The sequence below is a fragment of the Pseudodesulfovibrio sp. zrk46 genome, assembly GCF_012516435.1.
Classification (GTDB): domain Bacteria; phylum Desulfobacterota; class Desulfovibrionia; order Desulfovibrionales; family Desulfovibrionaceae; genus Pseudodesulfovibrio.
Genome location: NZ_CP051216.1, coordinates 850,450 through 869,810 on the forward strand (window position 1 = coordinate 850,450; position 19,361 = coordinate 869,810).

General features: G+C 56.0%; 17 protein-coding genes. 9 read left to right on the forward strand and 8 right to left on the reverse strand.

Annotated features, from left to right (window positions below):
* Positions 1 to 225: 225 nt before the first annotated feature.
* Positions 226 to 480, forward strand: coding sequence for a hypothetical protein (locus tag HFN16_RS03965; protein ID WP_168889465.1), 255 nt, complete (start codon positions 226 to 228; stop codon positions 478 to 480).
* A 91-nt stretch (positions 481 to 571) separates the two neighbouring features.
* On the opposite strand, the gene HFN16_RS03970 is transcribed toward HFN16_RS03965, so the two are convergent.
* From HFN16_RS03970 to dinB, 5 genes are all read right to left on the reverse strand, one after another.
* Positions 572 to 1,246: a magnesium transporter MgtE gene (locus HFN16_RS03970; RefSeq protein ID WP_247648434.1), complete on the reverse strand. Its 675-nt coding sequence runs from the start codon at positions 1,244 to 1,246 to the stop codon at positions 572 to 574.
* Complete coding sequence (fliJ, locus tag HFN16_RS03975; protein WP_168889467.1) at positions 1,206 to 1,646, reverse strand: flagellar export protein FliJ; 441 nt, start codon at positions 1,644 to 1,646, stop codon at positions 1,206 to 1,208. Before fliJ ends, HFN16_RS03970 begins: the two co-directional genes overlap by 41 nt.
* Positions 1,647 to 1,683: 37 nt before the next feature.
* Positions 1,684 to 1,851, reverse strand: a complete 168-nt coding sequence (locus HFN16_RS03980) for a hypothetical protein (RefSeq protein WP_168889468.1) — start codon at positions 1,849 to 1,851, stop codon at positions 1,684 to 1,686.
* 80 nt (positions 1,852 to 1,931) lie between these two features.
* Positions 1,932 to 3,194 (reverse strand): hypothetical protein, encoded by a 1,263-nt coding sequence (locus HFN16_RS03985; protein WP_247648435.1) that lies wholly within the window; start codon positions 3,192 to 3,194, stop codon positions 1,932 to 1,934.
* Between the two features lie 137 nt (positions 3,195 to 3,331).
* On the reverse strand, positions 3,332 to 4,504 hold the full coding sequence (gene dinB, locus HFN16_RS03990) for a DNA polymerase IV (protein ID WP_168889469.1): 1,173 nt from the start codon (positions 4,502 to 4,504) through the stop codon (positions 3,332 to 3,334).
* A 240-nt stretch (positions 4,505 to 4,744) separates the two neighbouring features.
* Here dinB and HFN16_RS03995 point away from each other — a divergent pair, with 240 nt between their 5' ends.
* Together HFN16_RS03995 and HFN16_RS04000 are read left to right on the forward strand one after the other, a co-directional pair.
* A complete protein-coding gene (locus HFN16_RS03995) occupies positions 4,745 to 5,608 on the forward strand; it encodes an NmrA family NAD(P)-binding protein (RefSeq protein ID WP_168889470.1) in 864 nt (287 codons plus the stop codon).
* A gap of 7 nt (positions 5,609 to 5,615) precedes the next feature.
* The gene (locus tag HFN16_RS04000) at positions 5,616 to 6,389 is read left to right on the forward strand and encodes an HD-GYP domain-containing protein (RefSeq protein ID WP_168889471.1); all 774 of its coding nucleotides are present in this window, start codon (positions 5,616 to 5,618) and stop codon (positions 6,387 to 6,389) included.
* 68 nt (positions 6,390 to 6,457) lie between these two features.
* On the opposite strand, the gene HFN16_RS04005 is transcribed toward HFN16_RS04000, so the two are convergent.
* Positions 6,458 to 6,784, reverse strand: a complete 327-nt coding sequence (locus HFN16_RS04005) for a hypothetical protein (protein WP_168889472.1) — start codon at positions 6,782 to 6,784, stop codon at positions 6,458 to 6,460.
* 240 nt (positions 6,785 to 7,024) lie between these two features.
* On the opposite strand from HFN16_RS04005, the gene HFN16_RS04010 reads away from it, so the two are divergent.
* The 4 genes from HFN16_RS04010 to phoU all read left to right on the forward strand — a co-directional run bounded on the left by HFN16_RS04010 (position 7,025) and on the right by phoU (position 12,097).
* On the forward strand, positions 7,025 to 7,918 hold the full coding sequence (locus tag HFN16_RS04010) for a zinc dependent phospholipase C family protein (RefSeq protein WP_168889473.1): 894 nt from the start codon (positions 7,025 to 7,027) through the stop codon (positions 7,916 to 7,918).
* Positions 7,919 to 8,015: 97 nt separating this feature from the next.
* Entirely contained in the window at positions 8,016 to 10,313 is a 2,298-nt protein-coding gene (locus HFN16_RS04015; RefSeq protein ID WP_168889474.1) for a PAS domain S-box protein, read from the forward strand.
* Positions 10,314 to 10,580: 267 nt separating this feature from the next.
* Entirely contained in the window at positions 10,581 to 11,342 is a 762-nt protein-coding gene (gene pstB / locus HFN16_RS04020; protein ID WP_168889475.1) for a phosphate ABC transporter ATP-binding protein PstB, read from the forward strand.
* 89 nt (positions 11,343 to 11,431) lie between these two features.
* The gene (gene phoU / locus HFN16_RS04025; protein WP_168889476.1) at positions 11,432 to 12,097 is read left to right on the forward strand and encodes a phosphate signaling complex protein PhoU; all 666 of its coding nucleotides are present in this window, start codon (positions 11,432 to 11,434) and stop codon (positions 12,095 to 12,097) included.
* An 81-nt stretch (positions 12,098 to 12,178) separates the two neighbouring features.
* Here phoU and HFN16_RS04030 read toward each other — a convergent pair whose 3' ends face one another.
* On the reverse strand, positions 12,179 to 14,110 hold the full coding sequence (locus HFN16_RS04030; RefSeq protein ID WP_168889477.1) for an ATP-binding protein: 1,932 nt from the start codon (positions 14,108 to 14,110) through the stop codon (positions 12,179 to 12,181).
* A gap of 526 nt (positions 14,111 to 14,636) precedes the next feature.
* Between HFN16_RS04030 and HFN16_RS04035 the strand changes: the two genes are divergently transcribed.
* Positions 14,637 to 16,382, forward strand: a complete 1,746-nt coding sequence (locus tag HFN16_RS04035) for a 30S ribosomal protein S1 (RefSeq protein WP_168889478.1) — start codon at positions 14,637 to 14,639, stop codon at positions 16,380 to 16,382.
* A 14-nt stretch (positions 16,383 to 16,396) separates the two neighbouring features.
* Positions 16,397 to 17,296 (forward strand): signal peptide peptidase SppA, encoded by a 900-nt coding sequence (gene sppA, locus HFN16_RS04040; protein WP_168889479.1) that lies wholly within the window; start codon positions 16,397 to 16,399, stop codon positions 17,294 to 17,296.
* A 436-nt stretch (positions 17,297 to 17,732) separates the two neighbouring features.
* Here the strand turns inward: sppA and HFN16_RS04045 are convergent, their stop codons facing one another.
* Positions 17,733 to 19,337: a lytic transglycosylase domain-containing protein gene (locus HFN16_RS04045; protein WP_168889480.1), complete on the reverse strand. Its 1,605-nt coding sequence runs from the start codon at positions 19,335 to 19,337 to the stop codon at positions 17,733 to 17,735.
* Positions 19,338 to 19,361: the final 24 nt, after the last annotated feature.

Below are 19,361 nucleotides of genomic sequence, written 5' to 3' on the forward strand. Positions count from 1 at the left end.
GGCGGCCTTTTTTCTGGCTATTCCCTCGCAAACTTAGAGCATCCCACCTTTCATAATAGCGCATCAGAATAGGCATTTTCAAACAACGCACGATCTGATATCAGCAAGACTATATCAGACAATCACTACAACTAGAGGCGATGATTTTAATACAATCACAAACGATTTCATCTCTGAAAGACAGAGAACAGATTACATTCGCATTCGTATGAATTAGGAGGAATTATGATTCGTACAGGTAAAACTGAACATTTCGACCACGACGTGATCCAGATCGACCTTGCAGATTCTCGTCACAGAAACCGCGTCTTGAATTTCATTGAATGGGAGTCCGTGACTGGCGATTTCGAGTACAGAATTAATGCCCAATGGACTAACGCTCAATACCACCCCACAATGCATATGTCCGAAGACGATCTGATAGCTCTCGCCAATGAGCTCAACAAATGGGTAGCAAAGATACAATCGCGCCGAGGCTAAGCAATCTGAGAGTCCCGTTTTCTTTCACCTGTCTCCACAAAAAAAGGCCGCCCCACCGGGGCGGCCTTCCTTATCAACTATCTATTAAACTCTACTGTCCCTGCTCCATGAACGGAATCTGGAGCGCAGTCATCTTCTCCGACAACTCGGCAGCCTTCTTGGCCTCGACGTAAGACAGAATCTCACCCGACTTGCGGCCCTGCATGCCTGACAAAACCTTGACGGCCAGATCGGTGTCCATGGTCTGGAGAATTTCGGCAGCCTTCTTGGCCTTGGTGTTGGAGATCATACCGATGAGCTGCTTGACGCGCTTGTCTTTGACGTTCTTGGCTTCGTCAAGCATCTGGCGCATTTCGGTGTGGAGCTTTTCTACCTTCTTTGCCTCGGCGCGGATGGTTGCTTCCATCTCCTGAAGCGTGCGCTCCTTGATGGCGAGCTCTTCTTCCTTGCGCTTGAGAGCCTTCCATTCCTCGGGGAGATCAGCTTCGGTACGGACCTTCTCGGCTTCGACGTCAGCGGCTGCTTCTGCCTCCTTGGCGCGGTTGGCCTCGGAATCCGCCTTGTCGGCGATGGGAGTGGGCGCTTCGTCCTGCGCAACGGCCAGGGCGGGGAGTGCTGCTTCGGGCATGACAGCCTCGACAACCTTGAGCGTCACGGAATCGACGCTCAACAGTCCAAAGACCGCGATCTTCATCAGGGCCAGAAAAACGAGGCTGATCAGAACTCTAGAGATCTTGAGATTCGTACCGAATCGTTGCCATTTCATCGTTTTCCTTCTCTTCTCGGGCGCTTTCTTCTTCATGGTGCTTCTTGGCTTGAGTTTCCTTGAGCTTCTCCAGGAGCTTGCGATCCTTGGAGCGTTCCACCGCTTCGTTCCGCTTTTGTTGCAAATTGAGTTCCAACTTGTTCAATTCCATCTGCGCTTTGGAAAGATCGATCTCCAGAGCTTCCTTGTACTGTCGCCACAGCCACATGTCGTTGGGAGACTTCTGCGACTCCTCCTGCTTGGCCATGTGAGCGGCCATGTTGGCCTCAATGGTGCGCACCTGTTCAAGCTGGGTATTATAGGCGGCCTGCGCTGCTGCCAGCGCGGACTTGGCCTGCTCCTCCAGCTGACCTCGGTAGTCGAGCACCTTTTCGAGCTTGAAATGAAACGGCTTGGACATGAATTACCTACAATACTCCCGTGAATGCGACGCGATATTAACCGGCCACCGGAGTTCCGGCCATGCCACAGTAGCCCTTTTCCTTGGACTCATCGGCCCAGCGCCACATCATGCACATAGTGCCCTGACACATCTTCATCTTGTCATCACTGGTCTTGAGCAAGGGACAGAACTTGAATTTGGCTTCGGATTCTTCGATTTTCACGGCGTATCTCCTTATGAATGAAAAACGGCGCGTTGCTCAGTGCAACGCGCCGTCAATGTATCGTGCATCGAAGAGTTTGGCTAGCTCTCGGGCTCGACCTCAGGAGTGACCTGCTCTTCAGGCACCTGAGCCACTGGAGAACCGGACAGATTGATCAGCGTATCCATACCCATCATAGCCTTGAGCTTCTGCAAGGAGAGGATGGATTTGCGGGCATCGGCATCAAGCACCTTGGCGTAACCGCCGTCGGCGATGACCTTGGCGTATTCCCTCTTCTTGAGCTTCGGATCATCCTTGAAGCGGATCTCGAAGTTCTTGGCGTACTCCTCAATCAGAGCGTCTTCCTCGGCAGGAGTGATGGCGGCCACGGTCTTCATGCCTGCCATCAGATCTTCCGGAGTCAGATCAGGATTGTCCAAAATCGCCTTGAGGCTGCGGACATAACGCAGGGTGCCGTCGTAGATGTGCTTGCGCTTGACCAGGTTCATGCCTGCCCAACCAGCCTTCAGCCACTTGAACAGGAACAGGGTAGTCCCACCGTCCTGTTCAACGAGAACCATCACGGAAGCGGACTCGTACATGAAGCTGTCGGCCCAGCCGATCATGCTGCGGTTGATACCCTCGATACCGGAGTAGAAGTATTCCCACTCCTTGTCGTTGAGGATAGCGCCCTTGCGGCCCACGTCAGACTTCTCGTCCTGCAGGGAAACAGACACGAGCACATTCTTGCCCTGATACTTCATCATAGAGATGAGGCGGTTCAGGTCATAACGGAAGTATGCTTCACCGAAAGAATCCGGGGTGCAGGACTCAAATTCCTTACCGCGCACCTGAACAGGAGCGTCGAGGGTTTTGAGCTGTTCCCACAGGGGCCGTTCCTGCTTGAGGAACTCGCTGTCCTTGTACCAGCCGGAGAGTCGCAGCACTGCGGGGCAGAGAAGGTAGTTCGGGATATCGGGATTGTAGAAGTAGCGCAGGATGGTATCCAGATCCGCTTTCACGTTCTGGCGCAGGCAGATGCCGTTGCCGTTGAAACGTCTGGCGGGACTGATGTCTTTGGGGTCAGCGGTTTCGTTGGCAACGAAATTCAGCATGTCCTGAATGGCAGCCGGATCGATTTTGGCGGAAGAGTCTTTCATCACGTCAAAGAGGTGATCAATGCCAGCTTCCACGTTTTTGGCAAGGGGCTCGGGGTCCTTTGCCAGTTTGACGTCCATCAGACCCTTCTCGTCTTCGGCCATGGCCGGGGCAACGAGAACAAGGCTCATGATGAAGAAAAGGCCGACAAAAGAGGCGGCCAACACTGCACAGGCGCGATGAGCGCCAAATATATGGTGTTTCATATTCATATTCTTTTTTGCGTGCTTCCGCGGCGGGCGGAAACAGTTTGCGTCGTGTGTATATAACCTATGTAGTAACGTTACTCAGTTTTGGCAAGGCCTATGACTATTTATAATATAGGCCAGCAACACACTGAAAACTATTCCTTTTTCTTAAACCCAAGAAGTCCCGCCCTGGTGACCGCCTGAGAGCCGAATCTCTCACGAACCGCGTCCACAGCCTTGTCCAAACCGCTGGTTTCTTCCAGTGCCCGAGGGGCTTCCTCGAACAATCCCACCTGCCTGGATCGGGCGTCGAAATTGGACACGCCCACGCCGATTAGGCGAACGGCCCGTCTCAGCTCCACATTATCCAATAACGCGCAAGCCGTCTCAAAGATGACATCGGTGTTGTCAGTTCTTGCATCCAGCGATACGGACCGGGTGATCTGCTTGAAATCGGCGAATTTGACCTTGAGAGTCACGGTGCGCCCCCTGTAGTCATGTCGCCGCAGGTCGCTCCCCACCCGCTCGGACTGACGCAGGAGCCACTTGGTGAGGATAGCGCGGTCATTGGTGTCTTCGTGAAATGTGTTTTCTGCGCTGCAGCTCTTGGCGCCGGACGACACCACCACACCGTTGGGATCAATACCGCGGGCCCGGTCATGCAGTGCGCCGCCGTATTTGCCCAGCCGTTCCTGCCAGAACTCGCGATCCCGCTTGAGGATATCGCCGCAGGTATCCACGCCGAACCGCTGCAGGGTCTCCAACAACTTCTTGCCCACGCCCGGGATTTTCTTCACGGGCAGGGTTTGCAGAAAATCCTGCACTTCATGGTGGCGGATGATGAACATGCCGTCCGGCTTGTCCATGTCAGACGCGATTTTGGCGAGGAACCGGACGGGCGCCGCGCCCACGGAGCAGGTCAGACCGGTGACCTCCTGCATGCGCTCCTTGATCTGCCGCCCCACCTCCTCGATGGGACCGAACAGCCGCTCAAGGCCGGTGCCGTCAATGTAGGCCTCGTCCACACTGGCCTTCTCCACGGTGGGGGAGAATTCCTGCAGCACGCCCATGGCGAGGCGTGAAATATCCTGATACCGCTTCATGCGACCGGGTACGAGAATGATATCCGGGCAAAGCTGTCGCGCCTTGACCACAGACATGGCAGAGCGCACGCCGTACTTGCGCACTTCATAGCTGGCTGCCGACACCACGCCGCGATCCGACGAGCCGCCCACGGCTACAGGCTTGCCCCTGAGTTCCGGGTTGTCGAGCTGCTCAACCGACGCGAAAAAAGCGTCCATGTCGATATGGAGAATCCAAGTCTGCATCGCGTCCGACCATAGTCTCATCCGATAATTTTGTTAAGCAAAATTAAACAGAATAATCTCCAGATGCAGAGGTGGAAAATCGTAACTCACCGGGCTGCTTACGTTAAAGTCGGACCGTAATTTTCCGCCAGTTCAAGCGTATCTTCATTTGCCATAAGCGGTCGGAATCGTGTAGCGTGTGCCGGACCTGAAAAAACTGAATCATCCCCGGTGGATTTGGTGGGGAATGGAGAACTCGATATGAGCAAGGTATTCGTGGCCGGCGCTGCCGGAAACATCGGCAGGGCACTGTTGGCGGAACTCAAGGAAAAGAACCTCGAAGCCGTGGCCGGTGTCCACAGTGAAGACAAGGCCGCCGCCATCAGTGGTGAGGGCGTTGAAGCCCGCATCATGGAATTCAGCGATCAGGCATCCATGGAAAAAGCCATGGCAGGTTGCGACAAGATGTTTTTGGTGCTTCCCCTGACCGAGACCATGAGCCGCTTCGGTCACCTCGCCGTGGAAGCCGCCAAGGCCGCAGGCATCGAATACATTGTCCGCTCCAGCGGGTACGCCTCTTCCTCTGATGCCCACTGGCGTCTGGGCCGCGAGCAGGGCATGGTTGACCAGTTCGTGGAAGACTCCGGCATCCCCTTCACCATCCTGCGCCCCAATAGCTTCATGCAGAATTTTTCCGGCCCCATGGCCGACATGGTCAAGGCAGGCTTTGTGGGACTGGCCGAAGAAGAGGCCAAGGTCAGCTACATCGACGTGCGCGATATCGCAGCCTGCGCCGCCACCCTGCTCAATGACGTGGGCGAACACGCCAATAAGTTCTACGCCTTGACCGGCCCGGAAGGGCTGTCCGGCGCCGATGTGGCCACCAAACTCTCTGCCGCCGCAGGCAAGGAAATCGTCTACCGCCCCATGGAAGAAGAAGTTTTCGCCGCCACCTTGAAGGAGAACGGCATACCTGAATGGAACGTCAACATGCTGATCAGCCTGGCTCGAATAGTCAAACTCGGCATGATCGGCAACGTCACCAAGGCCGTTGAGTATCTGACTGACACCCCAGCCCGCACCTTTGACGCATTTGCCGAGGAAAACGCGGCGATCTGGAGGTAGGCGGCCCATGACTCCGCTCAAAGGGCAGGAACGCCTGCTCCGCGCCATCAAGGAAGTGGCTGCAGGCAATTATTCGGAAGACATCTTCGACATGACCGGCCCGGAATATCCGGACGAGGTCCGCGAACTGGCCGAGGCGGTGGGGCTGATGATGGTCAAGATCGAGGCGAGGGAATACCACCTCGAACAGCTCAACGAGGCCATCAAGGCCAACTCCCTGAATACGGTCACCGCCATTGCCGATGCCCTCGGCGCGCGTGACGACTACACCGAAGGTCACGGCGAACGCGTTGGCGCCTACGCTGAACGCCTTGCCCGCCGCATCAACCTGCCGGACGACGAAGTGGAACGCATTCGCGTGGCGGGCGTGCTGCACGACATCGGCAAGATAGGCTTCAGCGACCGCATTTTCTCCAATGAAGACACGCGCATTAACGAGGATATGCTCCTCGAGATTCGCAGTCACCCGCAGTGGGGCTACGACATCCTCAAGAATCTCGAATTCCTCGGCCCGGCCGTGGAGTACATGTACTGTCACCATGAGCGACTGGACGGCAAAGGCTATCCACGCGGCCTGACCGAGGATGAAATTCCTACGGGAGCCCGCATCCTCGCCGTGGTGGACTGCTTTGACGCCATGACCACCAACCGCCCCTACCAGCAAGGCAAGACTCCGCAGGAGGCCCTCGCCATCCTCGGCACCCTCGCCGGGACAGCGCTTGATGCTGACCTTGTAGATGCATTCATCGAAGAGATCGATTCCGGTGGGATGGAAGAGTAAAATTTATTCTGACGCATCAAAAAAGCCGCCCTGGGGCGGTTTTTTTTGTGACGGGCACATTCGACCGATCAACAAATAAAGTGATCGACGCCACGCAAATCGCGAACGACTTCTTCCCGCGCAGCTTCATCACCATTCATCAACACATAGTTGCAGTTCCACAAGGCGACATCGTCATCAGAAAGCTCACTCGCATCCAATGCTGCCCCCATATTTTCTGAATGAGCTAGATGGAGAGGGTTGACCTGCCACCCGGCCATGTGGCCGCGCAGATGGGTGTACGCCTGAATGAAGACGCCCGGGGTTGAAAGCAGCCCCTCACTCTTGGATGAAATAGTAAAAACATACTCCTTTCCAGTCGCCCCGGTGAAAGTCCACTTTTCCTTCTTAAACATGCTGTGTTTCCTTTTCTCATAATTTCAAGATGATACACATACACTAAACAGCTCAATATGCATAATACCGATTCACGGCGAAGGGTTTTTCTCAATCAAGAACGGTTCCTAAACAAGTTCTTCAAAGGCTCCAGACACTTAATACGTACATTACGTTATAATCGGCGTTCAAACATCAGTTTACCGTTGACTTTTGCCGTCAGAGCCTTACTTTCAGGCCGTCCCTCGGGACCTTTTTTTATGAAAATACTTTTAATGATTTTCGTGGCGGCAATCGCCGCCTTCATACCTGAGGACGCCCTGGCCTGGGGGCCGGGAGTCCACCTCGCACTGGGCAACTCCGTGCTGGGCAACCTTGGCTGCCTCCCTCCGCTGGTGGCCGGGTTGATTGCGCGCCATCAGAGCGCGTTCCTGTACGGCTGCCTGTCTGCCGACATATTCATTGGCAAAGGATCAAGCTTCAAACCGGGCCACAGCCACAACTGGGTGACCGGCTTCAAGCTGCTCCAATCTGCCAAAGACCCCCGCGTCAGTTCCTACGCTTACGGATACCTTACCCATCTCGCCGCAGATGTGGTGGCGCACAACTACTACGTGCCCAACAGCCTGTGGAACATGCCATCCGGCGGCAAGATTTCCCACGTCTATGTAGAAGCGCAGGCGGATCGCCGCTTTGAGCGCGAGAGAGAATCCGCGCTGGCACTGTTCCGCCGTCCGAACAAGGACAACGACAGCACCCTGCTCTCTGCCATGGAGAAAAAACGGTGGCCGTTCCTGGTCAAGAAACAGATCCTGAAAGGCAGCCTCAAAGTCACGGGTTCCAAGGAATGGGGCCACTCCCTGCGACTGGTCGATCGCCTGCTGCCGTGGTCCACGCCCAACAGGCAACTGGACGACATGGTCAAACTGTCCGAACGACTGGTCTTCAACTTCCTGTGCAACCCGCGCCAATCCACGGCCGTTGCCTTTGACCCCATCGGTAGCAAAAACCTTCACACAGTGCGCGACATGCGCAACAAAAATGCGGGGCAAGGCAGGAACAATATCCTCTTCGCCCCCCACCACAGCCTGACCGAGCTGAAGGACGTTCACCACGAGCCCAACGTTCAGGCCGCTTCCGGCACCACTGGCTAGCCGACACCCCTTTTTCTCCTTTTCGGTTTAAATTCTCCCCCTCTTTTGGTATGCATACGGCTGCGCTACTTTTTGCGAACAGCTGGAAATATTACGCATGCCGAGACGAATAGCTTATTTCATCCCTCTCCTCATAGGCCTGGGCCTGATCATCACCATCGCGGCCGCGGTTTATTCCGATGGAGAGCACTATTCCCAGAAGGCTCGGCTTGAGGTCTTCTACAAGCTGTCCACGGTTCGCAGCTCCCTCGAAAACAGCCTCAATGCCCGACTCCAACTGGCCAAGGCAATCAAGTCGTTCATCATGCACACCCCGACTGTGGACGAAACGACGTTCAGCGGCTTCACGGACAGACTACTCTCCGATGTGAGCGGTGTCCGGCGAGTGCTTTATGCGGTGAACAACGAGATCACCCTTGTCTATCCGGCACGCGAAGCCAGCAAAACCATCGGGCTGAACCTGAAGCGGGACTTCATGCGCACCATTCGCGATCTGGCGGTACGCGTGGAAAAGACACGCAAGCCTCAGCTTTCCCAACCCGTGAAGACCTCGGAATTCAGCCGTCTGATCGTCTCTGCCACACCGGTCCCCCTGCCCGCTGAAAACAACTCGGGTCAACAATGGGGCGTTGTACTGGTGTTCATGGACGCCGACAGCCTGATGCGCGACATCAAGGACGGACAGGGTGCGGCCTCGTTGGACGTCGCCCTGCGCGAACCGGGTGAACGTCCCGGCAGCTCCATCATGCTCCATGGCAAGGGGCGCGTGTTCACCATGGCTCCGGTCATCATGAACATCCCCATCCCCGGCAACTACTGGCAGGTCGGCGCTGTCCCGGCAGGCGGCTGGCCAGATTCTCCGAATCGAAACATGATCATGTACGGCGGCGGCGCAGCAGCGGCAACAGCGACATTTCTGTTGTTCACGCTCGTCTTCCTGCTGCTCAAGGGCATCCGCGAGCGCGAGAAGTACCGCTACCTCATCCAGAACGCCAAGAGCATCATCATCCGGTTCGACCTCTCCGCGCACATCACATTCAGTAATGAATATGCGGACCGCTTCTTCGGCTTTGAACCCGGCGAACTCGTGGGAAGGCCCCTCGTCGGCACCATCCTGCCGGAAAAGAGTCTGGAAGGAGAGCCCTCCAAGCGGCTCATCAACCGCATGCTCGACAACCCCGACATGCACATCTTCCACGAGAACATCTGCACCCGCAAAAACGGCGAGCTTGTCTGGGTATCCTGGGCCAACCGCGCCGTCAGGGACCGTGACGGCAACACCGTGGAGATGCTCAGCGTGGGCACCGACATCACGGACCGCAAGATCATGGAAGACGCCCGCAAGCAGAGCGAGCGCCAATACAGACTGCTGGCAGAAAACGTCACGGATATCATCCTTGGTCTGGATGCAGACCGGCGCTACACCTTTGTCAGTCCGTCCGATGAAGCATTACGTGGCTTCCCCCGTTACGAGACCCTTGGCCGCCACATCAGTGACTTTCTCACCCCGCAGTCCACACGGATCTTCGACGATGCCACGGACGACCTGATCAGTCGCATCACCATAGGAGAGCTGCCACCCACCGCAACGCTGGATCTGGAGTTCCTGTGCAGTGACGACACCACCGTCTGGCTGGAGACCCAGTTCGGCCTGCTGCTCAACGATGACGCCGAACTCATCGGCATGCAGGGCGTTGCCCGCGACATCTCCGACCGAAAGCGCGCCGAGATGCTCCGCGACGACATGGAGCGCATCGTCAAGCACGACCTCAAGACGCCGCTCGGCGCTGTGGTCGGCCTGCCCGGGGAGATCCGCCGCATGGGGCCCCTTTCTTCAGTGCAAACCGACATGCTCGCCACCATCGAAGACGCGGGCGAAAACATGCTCAGCCTCATCAACCGCTCCCTCGACCTGTTCAAGATGGAGTCGGGCTCCTATCACCTGTACCGCACCCCGGTGAATGTCCTCGCCACGGTGGAAGCCATCAAGAATGAGACCCGCGCCATCATCAGGGAAAAGGGCATCAGTGTCGGCATCGAGATTCCCGAAGGCACGGAAGACAAACCGTTCACCATCAACGTCGAGGAACCGCTGTTCCGCTCAATGATCGCCAACCTTGTCCTGAACGCACTTCAGGCCTCGCCCGATGGCGGCGCTGTCACCATCTCCCTGTCCAGCGACCCGATGACGACCATCACCATCCGCAATCAGGGCGAAGTCCCCATGGACATGCGCGAAATTTTCTTCGAGAAGTACACCAGCTCCCGCAACGGCGGCGGCACAGGGCTCGGCACGTACTCCGCCCGTCTCATTGCCCGTACTCACGGCGGCGACATCACTGTCGACACCTCGGTTCCGGACGAGACATCAGTCACTGTCACACTGCCTGTGTAACTTCATTTGTGACAAAAACTCGTTTTTTCAACACCTGTTGAAAAACACCCTCTCCCGAATCAACAGCCTCGCATACAAGCGTTTCTGTCCCCTGCCCCCTTTTCCGAGCGCCAGATTTGTCTCCGACAACAAAGGGATAACGGCGGATTCTGTCACTGAATTGTAACATTCAAGTCATTTGGCCGTAACCGTCCGAGGGTAGACCCTCTGAGGCGCCGCATGAAAACTGCGGTCGCTTCACTATTTCCAATCGGGAGACACAACCGCATGAGCAATGTCATTAAAGCAGCATCCACGAACCTTGATTTCTATTATGGAGACTTCAAGGCACTGGAAGACATAAGCATAGAATTCGAACAAAACCGCGTTACGGCCCTAATTGGTCCCTCCGGCTGCGGTAAATCGACCTACCTCCGGTGCATCAATCGCATGAACGATCTGATCACCGGGACTCGCGTGGTTGGCCAGATGACCCTCGATGGCGAAGACATTTACGCCCCGGGCATCGACGTGGTTTCCTTGCGCCGCCGCATCGGCATGGTGTTCCAGAAGCCGAACCCCTTCCCCAAGACCATCTTCGAGAACGTGGCTTACGGCCTCAAGGTCAACGGCATCAAAGACAAGCAATTCATCGAGCAACGTGTGGAAGAATCTCTCAAGGGCGCTGCCCTGTGGGACGAAGTCAAAGATCGCATGCACACTTCTGCGCTCGGCCTCTCCGGCGGCCAGCAGCAGCGCCTGTGCATTGCCCGCGCACTCGCCATCGAGCCCGAAGTTCTGCTCATGGACGAACCCGCCTCCGCCCTGGACCCCATCGCGACCCAGAAGATCGAAGACCTCATCCACGAACTCAAGAAGGACTTCACCATCATCATCGTTACCCACTCCATGCAGCAGGCCGCACGCGTGTCTGACCGCACCGCGTTCTTCTACATGGGCAAGCTCATCGAAGTCGGCGACACCAAGACCATGTTCACCAATCCGGCCAACAAGCAGACCGAGGATTACATCACCGGTCGTTTCGGCTAGCCACTTGATAAGCACTCGGCATTGTGGAATAGTTTTTAAGATGAATTATCAATAGCAAGTAGCAGGCTCCTGAGCGCCTGGAGGAATACATGGAACAACGCGCACACTTTTCCAAGAAACTTGAGGACCTGAAAGTCAAAGTCCTTCGCATGGCGGCTCTTTCCGAGTCCGCAGTGCACAAGGCCGTTAAAGCGTACCTTGAGAACGACGCGGATCTGGCCGAAGAGGTCGTGAATGGCGACGACGTCATCAATGATATGGAAGACGCCATCGACAACTTCAGTCTTGAACTCCTCGCCCTTGATCAGCCCATGGCCGTGGATTTGAGGACCATCATCGGAGCACAGCGCATCACCGTTAACCTTGAGCGCCTCGGCGACGAAGCCGTCAACCTGGCCCACCGAGCCATCTTCCTGTCCACCCGTCCGCCCCTGCCGCACAATCCCAAGATGGAAGCTCTCGCAGGCGTGGCCAAGACCATGCTCTCCGACGCCCTCAAGGCGTACGTGGACGATGATGTCAATCAGGCCGGCGCCGTCTGTCGCATGGATGACAAGGCCGATGACCTGAACATCGCTATCCTGCGCCAGTTCATGACCGAGATGGTCTCCGAATCCCGCATCGTTGAACGCGGCGTTCACGCCATTATCGGCGCCCGCCACCTGGAGCGCGTCGCAGACCTCGCCACCAACGTGGCCGAGTCCGTGGTCTTCATCGTGGAAGGCACCAGCATGAAACACTCCTGCAAGGGCTAAGTTTCACAGCACACGAATTATCAAGGGGCGCCTGAAATCAGGCGCCCCTTTTCATTTTCAGTTACAAGGAACTGAGGGTCACTACTGAGTATCGTGCGCCCTGCCGTCATAGGAATTCATCACATCAAGCAGTCGCTGAATGTCCACCGGCTTGGTCACATGCCTGTCCATCCCTGCAGCGATGAACTTTTCGCCGTCGGACGCCGTTGCGTATGCTGTCATGGCCACGATGGGGATAGTGGCATTGACTTCGCCAGCCTCGCCATTGCGGATGGCCTGTGTAGCCTCGATACCGTTAAGCACCGGCATCTGAATATCCATCAGCACGACGTCGTAGAGGTCGTCCCGCAGTACATCCAATGCCTCCTGGCCATTTTCAGCAGTGGCGACGCGACACCCCATTTTTACCAGCAACCGTTCCGCCACCATTCGGCTGACTCGGTCATCCTCCACTAACAGCACATCAAGCCCCAGATCGGGCAGCCCGTCTCCCATATCCCGTGGTTTGACGGCCTTCTCCTCGACCACGGCAAGCTCGAAGGGGATGCTCAAATACACAGTGGTCCCTTCATCCTCAAGACTGCTGACAGCCATGGCCCCGCCCATCAGATCAATAATACGCTTACAGATGGCCAACCCCAACCCGGCGCCCTGATAACTCTTGGTATAGGACTCTTCCATTTGCGCGAACGGCTCGAACATTTTCGCCAACCCCTTTTCAGGAATTCCACGCCCGTTGTCCGAGACCGTGAAGAGGATCCGACACTTACCTTCCTCATCAACCGGCAGAGGCGTTGTTGTCAGCACTATGTTGCCATTGGAACTGAACTTGATGGCGTTGCCCACCAGATTGGAAAAGAGTTGTTGCAGACGAACTCCATCACTCTGAATCATTTGCGGTGTTCCAGACGCCAGACAGCATTCGAGCGTCAGCCCGGCCTGCCGAGCACTCGGCCAGAAGAGCATCTCGGTTTCCGTCAGCAGCGTTTTCAAATCCACTGGCTCGTGACGAAGTTTCATCACATCGGCTTCGACCATGGAAAGATCAAGGATATCGGACAAAAGGTGGTTCAGACGCTTACCCGACTCCATGGCTGCATCCACATATTCAGACTGTTCCCTGCTCAAAGGCGTTCGCCTGAAGAGTTCCAGCACACCGGCAATACCATTGAGTGGAGTCCGTATCTCGTGACTCATGTTGGCAAGGAACATGGACTTGGAGACATTGGCACTCTCAGCCGCCCCTTTGGCCCGCCGCAGACTGTCTGCCATCTCTTCACGCTCACGGAGATTACGATGAAGAAGATCGGCGCCAAACAGGATCATACCCACGCCTGCCAACCATAAGAGTGAAAGGAGCAGCCCGGTTCGCTCCTTGAGAGACTCTCCGGCAGGCAGAAATGGAGCCATCGCAACCTTGACGCTCACTCCGCCTCGCACATCACCAACGACATACCCCTGATGTTCGTGGCATTTCAGACACCCTTCTGATGTGATCATCGGGCGCATGAACCGGACATACTTCTCGCCGCCTTCCTGCACAATTTCATAGACTTCGGCGGTGCCTTCTTCGAATTGCCTGAGCGCACCTGTCTCCCACTCATCGGCTTTGTTTTCCGGGCGAAGAGGCTCCAGACTCGTGATATGCCCCTGCATTCCATACAAGGAACCGAAGGACTCGTTGAGTTGACGCACCATATAGGCGGGATTCATTAGTGTGAGATGGATACCGGCAGGCGTGGAAATATCCTTTTCAGAAGCTGCGAGATACGGATTGGACGGTGTATCATCCGTTACCGGAACATACACACCGCCGTGCATCGTAGCCCACAAACGAAACGCCTGATCTTTGTTGAAGGCTTCAAGCGCCTTGGTGTGCACCTGCGCGAGAACAGACTGATCTATCAAACTGGAAGCGTACATCAGGAAAAAGACACTGACAGCCGTCCATGACACCAGAATTATTACGATCCACCGTCGCAATGAAAATCTATGTTTTTCCTGCTCTGTCATGATGTTACCCCATAGGCATCGCAGAAGATAAGAAACTCTGAACCCAACTCGCAGGCGCCATTCGATAGGACACCTGAGAATCCTCGCCAATATTATCCATAATATAATATTGAAGACACGTCATGCAAAAGTGAAATCCAGAGTGGAACAGTAGTCATTTGCGCAACACAAGAGAAATATAGGCTATTGGAACAGAGACACAGCCAACGATGAAACCAGATGGCATCCTCAACCCAGCGATAGCGAGGCACAGCCTGCATTTTTCCACCGAAAAAAGGTTTACAGCCACCTCGATTTCAGCTACGAACACAACTCTATATTTATAGGATGGCACCGAAGTGGTGTAACCTGTCAAAATGGCAGAACATCCTCAACATGGCGTCAAGACGCCGGAAGCGGCGAAAGCCAACCGCACCCCAGAGGCTCGACTGCCTCGGAACGATCCACCTCTGGATGTGCTGGTACCAGCGTCTTACAATATATACGCAATAAATCTTTGTCCGAGGTTCCGTTGTGGAGGTAACCCATGGAAAACAATGTTGAAGCACCCGAAATGGAAATGAACTTTGCTGATGCTCTCGATGAGTATCTGAATTCCGATTTCGGCGATCTTGATGAAGGCACCATCGTTGCTGGTGAAGTCGTCAAAGTTGACAAGGACTATGTCCTCGTCGATGTGAATTTCAAGTCCGAAGGCCAGATCCCTGTCGCAGAATTCACCGCAGCTGACGGTGAAATGACCGTTAAGGTCGGTGAGAAGGTTGATGTCTACGTCGCTCGTAAGAACGAAGCCGAAGGCACCATCTACCTGTCCCGCGACAAGGCTGTCCGCATGCAGGTTTTCGACAAGCTGGAAGAGCTCCAGGAAAAGGACGGCGAGGTCATCGGCCGCATCGTCCGCCGCATCAAGGGTGGTTACACCGTCGATCTCAGCGGCGTCGAAGCCTTCCTGCCCGGCTCCCACGTTGATCTTCGCCCTGTCCCCGACATGGACGCTCTGGTCAACCAGGAATTCGACTTCAAGATCCTCAAGATCAACCGCCGTCGTTCCAACGTCATCGTTTCTCGTCGCGTTCTTCTCGAAGAAATGCGCAGCGAACAGCGCGACAAGCTGCTCGCCACTCTGGAAGACGGCCAGGTCGTCACCGGTAAGGTCAAGAACATCACCGAATACGGTGTATTCATCGACCTCGGCGGTCTCGACGGTCTCCTCCACATCACCGACATGTCCTGGAAGCGCATCAAGCATCCCAAGGAAATGGTCCAGCTGGGCGACGATCTCGAACTGAAGATCCTCTCCTTCGACCGTGAAGCTCAGAAGGTCTCCCTGGGCCTGAAGCAGCTCGTTCCGGATCCGTGGGAAAACATCGCAGAGAAGTACCCCGCCGATTCCCGTTTCAACGGTACCATCACCAACCTCGCTGACTACGGTGCATTCGTAGAGCTCGAGAACGGTGTCGAAGGCCTGGTTCACATCTCCGAGATGTCCTGGACCCGCAAGCTGCGCCACCCCTCTCAGATGGTCAAGGTCGGTGACGAAGTTGAAGTCATCGTTCTGGGCGTCGATCAGGACAAGAAGCGCATCTCTCTCGGCATGAAGCAGATCTCCCCGAACCCGTGGGATGTCGTGGCCGAGAAGTACCCCGAGGGCACCGTCCTCGAGGGCGCCATCAAGAACATCACCGAATTCGGCGTCTTCATCGGTATCGAAGAAGGCATCGACGGTCTCATCCACGTGTCCGACATCTCCTGGACCAAGAAGATTCGCCACCCTTCCGAGGTTTACAAGGTCGGCGATTCCGTTCAGGCCAAGGTCCTCACCGTGGACAAGGAAAACGAGAAGTTCACTCTCGGTGTGAAGCAGCTCACCGAAGATCCGTGGACTCAGGTTCCTGCCAAGTACCCCGTGGGTCAGATGATCACCGGTACCGTCACCAACATCACCGACTTCGGTCTCTTCGTTGAGGTTGAAGAAGGCATTGAAGGTCTGGTGCACGTTTCCGAGATCTCCCGCAAGAAGGTCAAGTCTCCCTCCGAGATCTACAAGGAAAGCGACTCCATCGAAGCTAAGGTCATCCACGTGTCCGCTGACGAGCGCCGCCTCGGCCTCTCCATCAAGCAGACCAAGGAAGACGCAGCTCCTGCTCGCAAGTCCAAGTCCTTCGGCGGTGGCACTTCCGGTGGCGATATCGCCGGTTCCACCCTGGGTGACCTGCTCCGCGAAAAGCTCGAAGAAGCTGCTGGCGACATCCCCACGGACGACGCTGAGTAGTAACGAGCAACATCATGCGCATGGCTGAAACCCATACTCGGTTCTCCCAGCGCCACCCCTTTATTTTTGGGGTGCTCATGATAATACTGGCCGTGGCCCTTTTTATAGGGGCCACGGCCTTTGTTCGCGCCATGGGCTGGACCACCGGGTCTTTCTCCATCGGCAAGGACACCATCGGCGTCGTACGCATCGAAGGCACCATCCTCGATTCTTCCGACGTCGTCTCCTGGATCCGCACGCTCCGTGACGACGAAGACGTCAAAGGCGTCCTTCTGCGCGTCAACTCTCCTGGTGGCGCCATCGCCCCCTCACAGGAAATTTATCAGGCCGTGACAGCCTTGGCTGCCCAGAAGCCTGTTGTGGCCTCCTACGCCACTGTAGCGGCCTCTGGAGGCTATTACGCCTCTGCCCCGGCCCAGATCATTGTGGCCAACCCCGGCTCTATCACGGCCTCCATCGGCGTCATGGCCGAATTCGTCACCCTCACCGAGGCGCTCGAGAAGCTCGGCATCAAGCCCGAAGTGCTCACCACTGGCAAGTACAAGGCAGCCGGCACGCCCATGCGCGAGTTGTCTCCTGCCCAGCGTGAACAGATTCTCGGCATGATGCTCGACATGCACGACCAGTTCGTGGATGACGTCGCCAAGGCGCGCGGCATGGACCGCGACCGCGTGGCTGCCATTGCTGATGGACGAGCCGTCACCGGCCGTCAGGCTCTCGCTCTCGGCCTCGTGGACATGCTCGGTTCCGAGCAGCAGGCCTTCGACAAGCTCAAGGAGCTTTGTCAGATCGAAGGCAAGGCTGTCCTTAAAGATGGCCCAGTCGAAGAGAAGACGTTGCTGCAGGAAGTTCTCGGCACCGTCAAAATCGAATTCGACGCCAGCACGACTCCCGGTCTCAAATTTTCTTTCTAAGAACCCGCTTCGCGGTCGCCTCCGTGCCGCTTTAAGCGTTTCACGCTTTCCTGCTCTAGCGAGCAGGAGCACTTTGTGCTGCGCTGCATTTCCCCTTCCCTCAGACCCCATCCCATTCTAACCATTTTGTCTGCGTATCCGCTCGGATTTGATGATTTAGTAAGACTTTCCTCTTATTCATAACGTCATTAAACCCAGATAATGGAAGATAAGCATGTTCGCTCACGTGCTCGGAATATCTCGAGCGAAGCGAGCAACAAAAGATTTAGGAGATTCTTAAGAACCCTTTTTCCAAAGGGTTCTTAAGCCGTCGGAGACGCCTGCCCGGCGAGGGCCCGTCGAAGACGACCTCTCCGGCAGGAGCCACGCAGGCGCAATAAAAAAGCCCCGGCAGCTTGTGCTACCGGGGCTTTACTATCGTTGATTTACCGAACGCTTACTGAACGTACACCTTCAATCGCTGGCCTGCATAAATGGTTCCCTTGCGATTCAGGGAATTCCACTTCTTGAGCTCACTGACAGTCACGCCGAACTTGCGGGCGATGGAGGTGAGGTTGTCACCGCGACGCACCTTATAGCGGACGAGCTGCGTCTTGACCTTGCCAGCGTCCTTCACGGCCTGCTTGGTGGCAGCACCGGAGTTGTTCGGGATGTAGAGCTTCTGACCGACCTTGAGACGGCTGGAACGCAGCCCATTGGAACGCTTGATGGTGTTCACCGTGGTGCCGAACTTCTGCGAGATGGACCAGAGAGTATCGCCGTTACGGACCACATAGTTACCACGTTTGGCGGCAATGGCGCGGGTGCTGCTGGAAGAGCTAGCCGGACGGGACGCAGCCACGGTGCGGCTGGAACCGTTGCCGGGCACCATCACGTACTGGCCGGGGCGCAAATTGTTGGAGCGGGTGTTGTTAACCTTTTTAAGGACCGAAACAGGCACCTTGTAGCGACGGGAAATGCGCCACCAGGAGTCGCCGGAACGAACGCGATGGCGTGTATAGCCAGCGTACGGACGGGAGCCGGGGTCGGCCAGATAGGCCATCATCTTGTCCGCCTTGCCAACAGGCAGGTAGGCGGTAGCTTCCATGTGCGGCGGGCTGACCTGACGACGGAAGGCAGGGTTGTAACTATGGAAATCTTTCCAAGTCATGCCGCCTGCGCGGGCCAGAGCCAGCAGATCGGTGCCGCCAGGAATCTTGACGGGAGCCACTTCCATTTCCATGTCCCAGGACACCGGCGCGAAACCGAGTGTGTCGAGGTTCTGGAAAATCTTGGAGATAGCAATGAATTTCGGAACGTAGTGGCGGGTCTCGGTCTTGAGACGGACGCGGCGGGAAAGCTTACGGTTACGCTTGGTCAGTTCGAAGAAGTCGTTACAACCGGCTTTCTTGAGAGCGCGGGAGATTTTTCCTTCACCCGCGTTGTACGCAGCGAGGGCGAGATACCAGTCACCAAAACGATCGTAAAGATCGCGCAGATGACGAGCGGCAGCGTCGGTGGCCTTGTAGGGATCGCGACGCTCATCGATCCACCAGTCGGACTTGAGGCCGTAGAGACGACCAGTTCCTTTCATGAACTGCCACATACCGCCAGCACCGGCCCAGGAGTAGGCGCGGACGTTGTAACCGGATTCCACGAACGGCAGCAGCACCAGATCCTGGGGCAGGCCGTACTTGGTAAACACACGACGGACGTGGGGCAGATACGGCTGGGAACGTTCCAGCCAGCGCACCATGGTCTTACGTGCCTTATGCGTGAAATAATTGAAGTACTGCTCGACTTCCTTGGTCTCGTGAGGCTCAAGATCGAACAGCAGGCCGAAGCGGGCATTGAGGACTGCCTGCTCAGTTTGGGTCAGGTCTTCATCGACCTCAGGAGCGGCATCAACTTCAGGCTCCAGCGGCTCTGCGTCCACGGGAACTTCGCTCAAAGCGGGGTCGTTGAGAGTTGCGTCCCCCGAATTTTTCGGTGTACAGCCAAAAGCCAGCCCCATTATAATGAAGGCGGCCAAAAGCAGACGCATTGATTTAAATACTTCCAAATTTTCCTCCGGCTTCCCGCACCT

Bases quoted from the DNA above. Each gene is read 5' to 3' on its own strand.
- HFN16_RS03965 (WP_168889465.1), top strand. From the start codon at position 226: ATGATTCGTACAGGTAAAACTGAACATTTCGACCACGACGTGATCCAG.
- HFN16_RS03970 (WP_247648434.1), bottom strand. From the start codon at position 1,246: ATGAAATGGCAACGATTCGGTACGAATCTCAAGATCTCTAGAGTTCTG.
- fliJ (WP_168889467.1), bottom strand. From the start codon at position 1,646: ATGTCCAAGCCGTTTCATTTCAAGCTCGAAAAGGTGCTCGACTACCGA.
- HFN16_RS03985 (WP_247648435.1), bottom strand. From the start codon at position 3,194: ATGAAACACCATATATTTGGCGCTCATCGCGCCTGTGCAGTGTTGGCC.
- dinB (WP_168889469.1), bottom strand. From the start codon at position 4,504: ATGCAGACTTGGATTCTCCATATCGACATGGACGCTTTTTTCGCGTCG.
- HFN16_RS03995 (WP_168889470.1), top strand. From the start codon at position 4,745: ATGAGCAAGGTATTCGTGGCCGGCGCTGCCGGAAACATCGGCAGGGCA.
- HFN16_RS04000 (WP_168889471.1), top strand. From the start codon at position 5,616: ATGACTCCGCTCAAAGGGCAGGAACGCCTGCTCCGCGCCATCAAGGAA.
- HFN16_RS04005 (WP_168889472.1), bottom strand. From the start codon at position 6,784: ATGTTTAAGAAGGAAAAGTGGACTTTCACCGGGGCGACTGGAAAGGAG.
- HFN16_RS04010 (WP_168889473.1), top strand. From the start codon at position 7,025: ATGAAAATACTTTTAATGATTTTCGTGGCGGCAATCGCCGCCTTCATA.
- HFN16_RS04015 (WP_168889474.1), top strand. From the start codon at position 8,016: ATGCCGAGACGAATAGCTTATTTCATCCCTCTCCTCATAGGCCTGGGC.
- pstB (WP_168889475.1), top strand. From the start codon at position 10,581: ATGAGCAATGTCATTAAAGCAGCATCCACGAACCTTGATTTCTATTAT.
- phoU (WP_168889476.1), top strand. From the start codon at position 11,432: ATGGAACAACGCGCACACTTTTCCAAGAAACTTGAGGACCTGAAAGTC.
- HFN16_RS04030 (WP_168889477.1), bottom strand. From the start codon at position 14,110: ATGACAGAGCAGGAAAAACATAGATTTTCATTGCGACGGTGGATCGTA.
- HFN16_RS04035 (WP_168889478.1), top strand. From the start codon at position 14,637: ATGGAAAACAATGTTGAAGCACCCGAAATGGAAATGAACTTTGCTGAT.
- sppA (WP_168889479.1), top strand. From the start codon at position 16,397: ATGCGCATGGCTGAAACCCATACTCGGTTCTCCCAGCGCCACCCCTTT.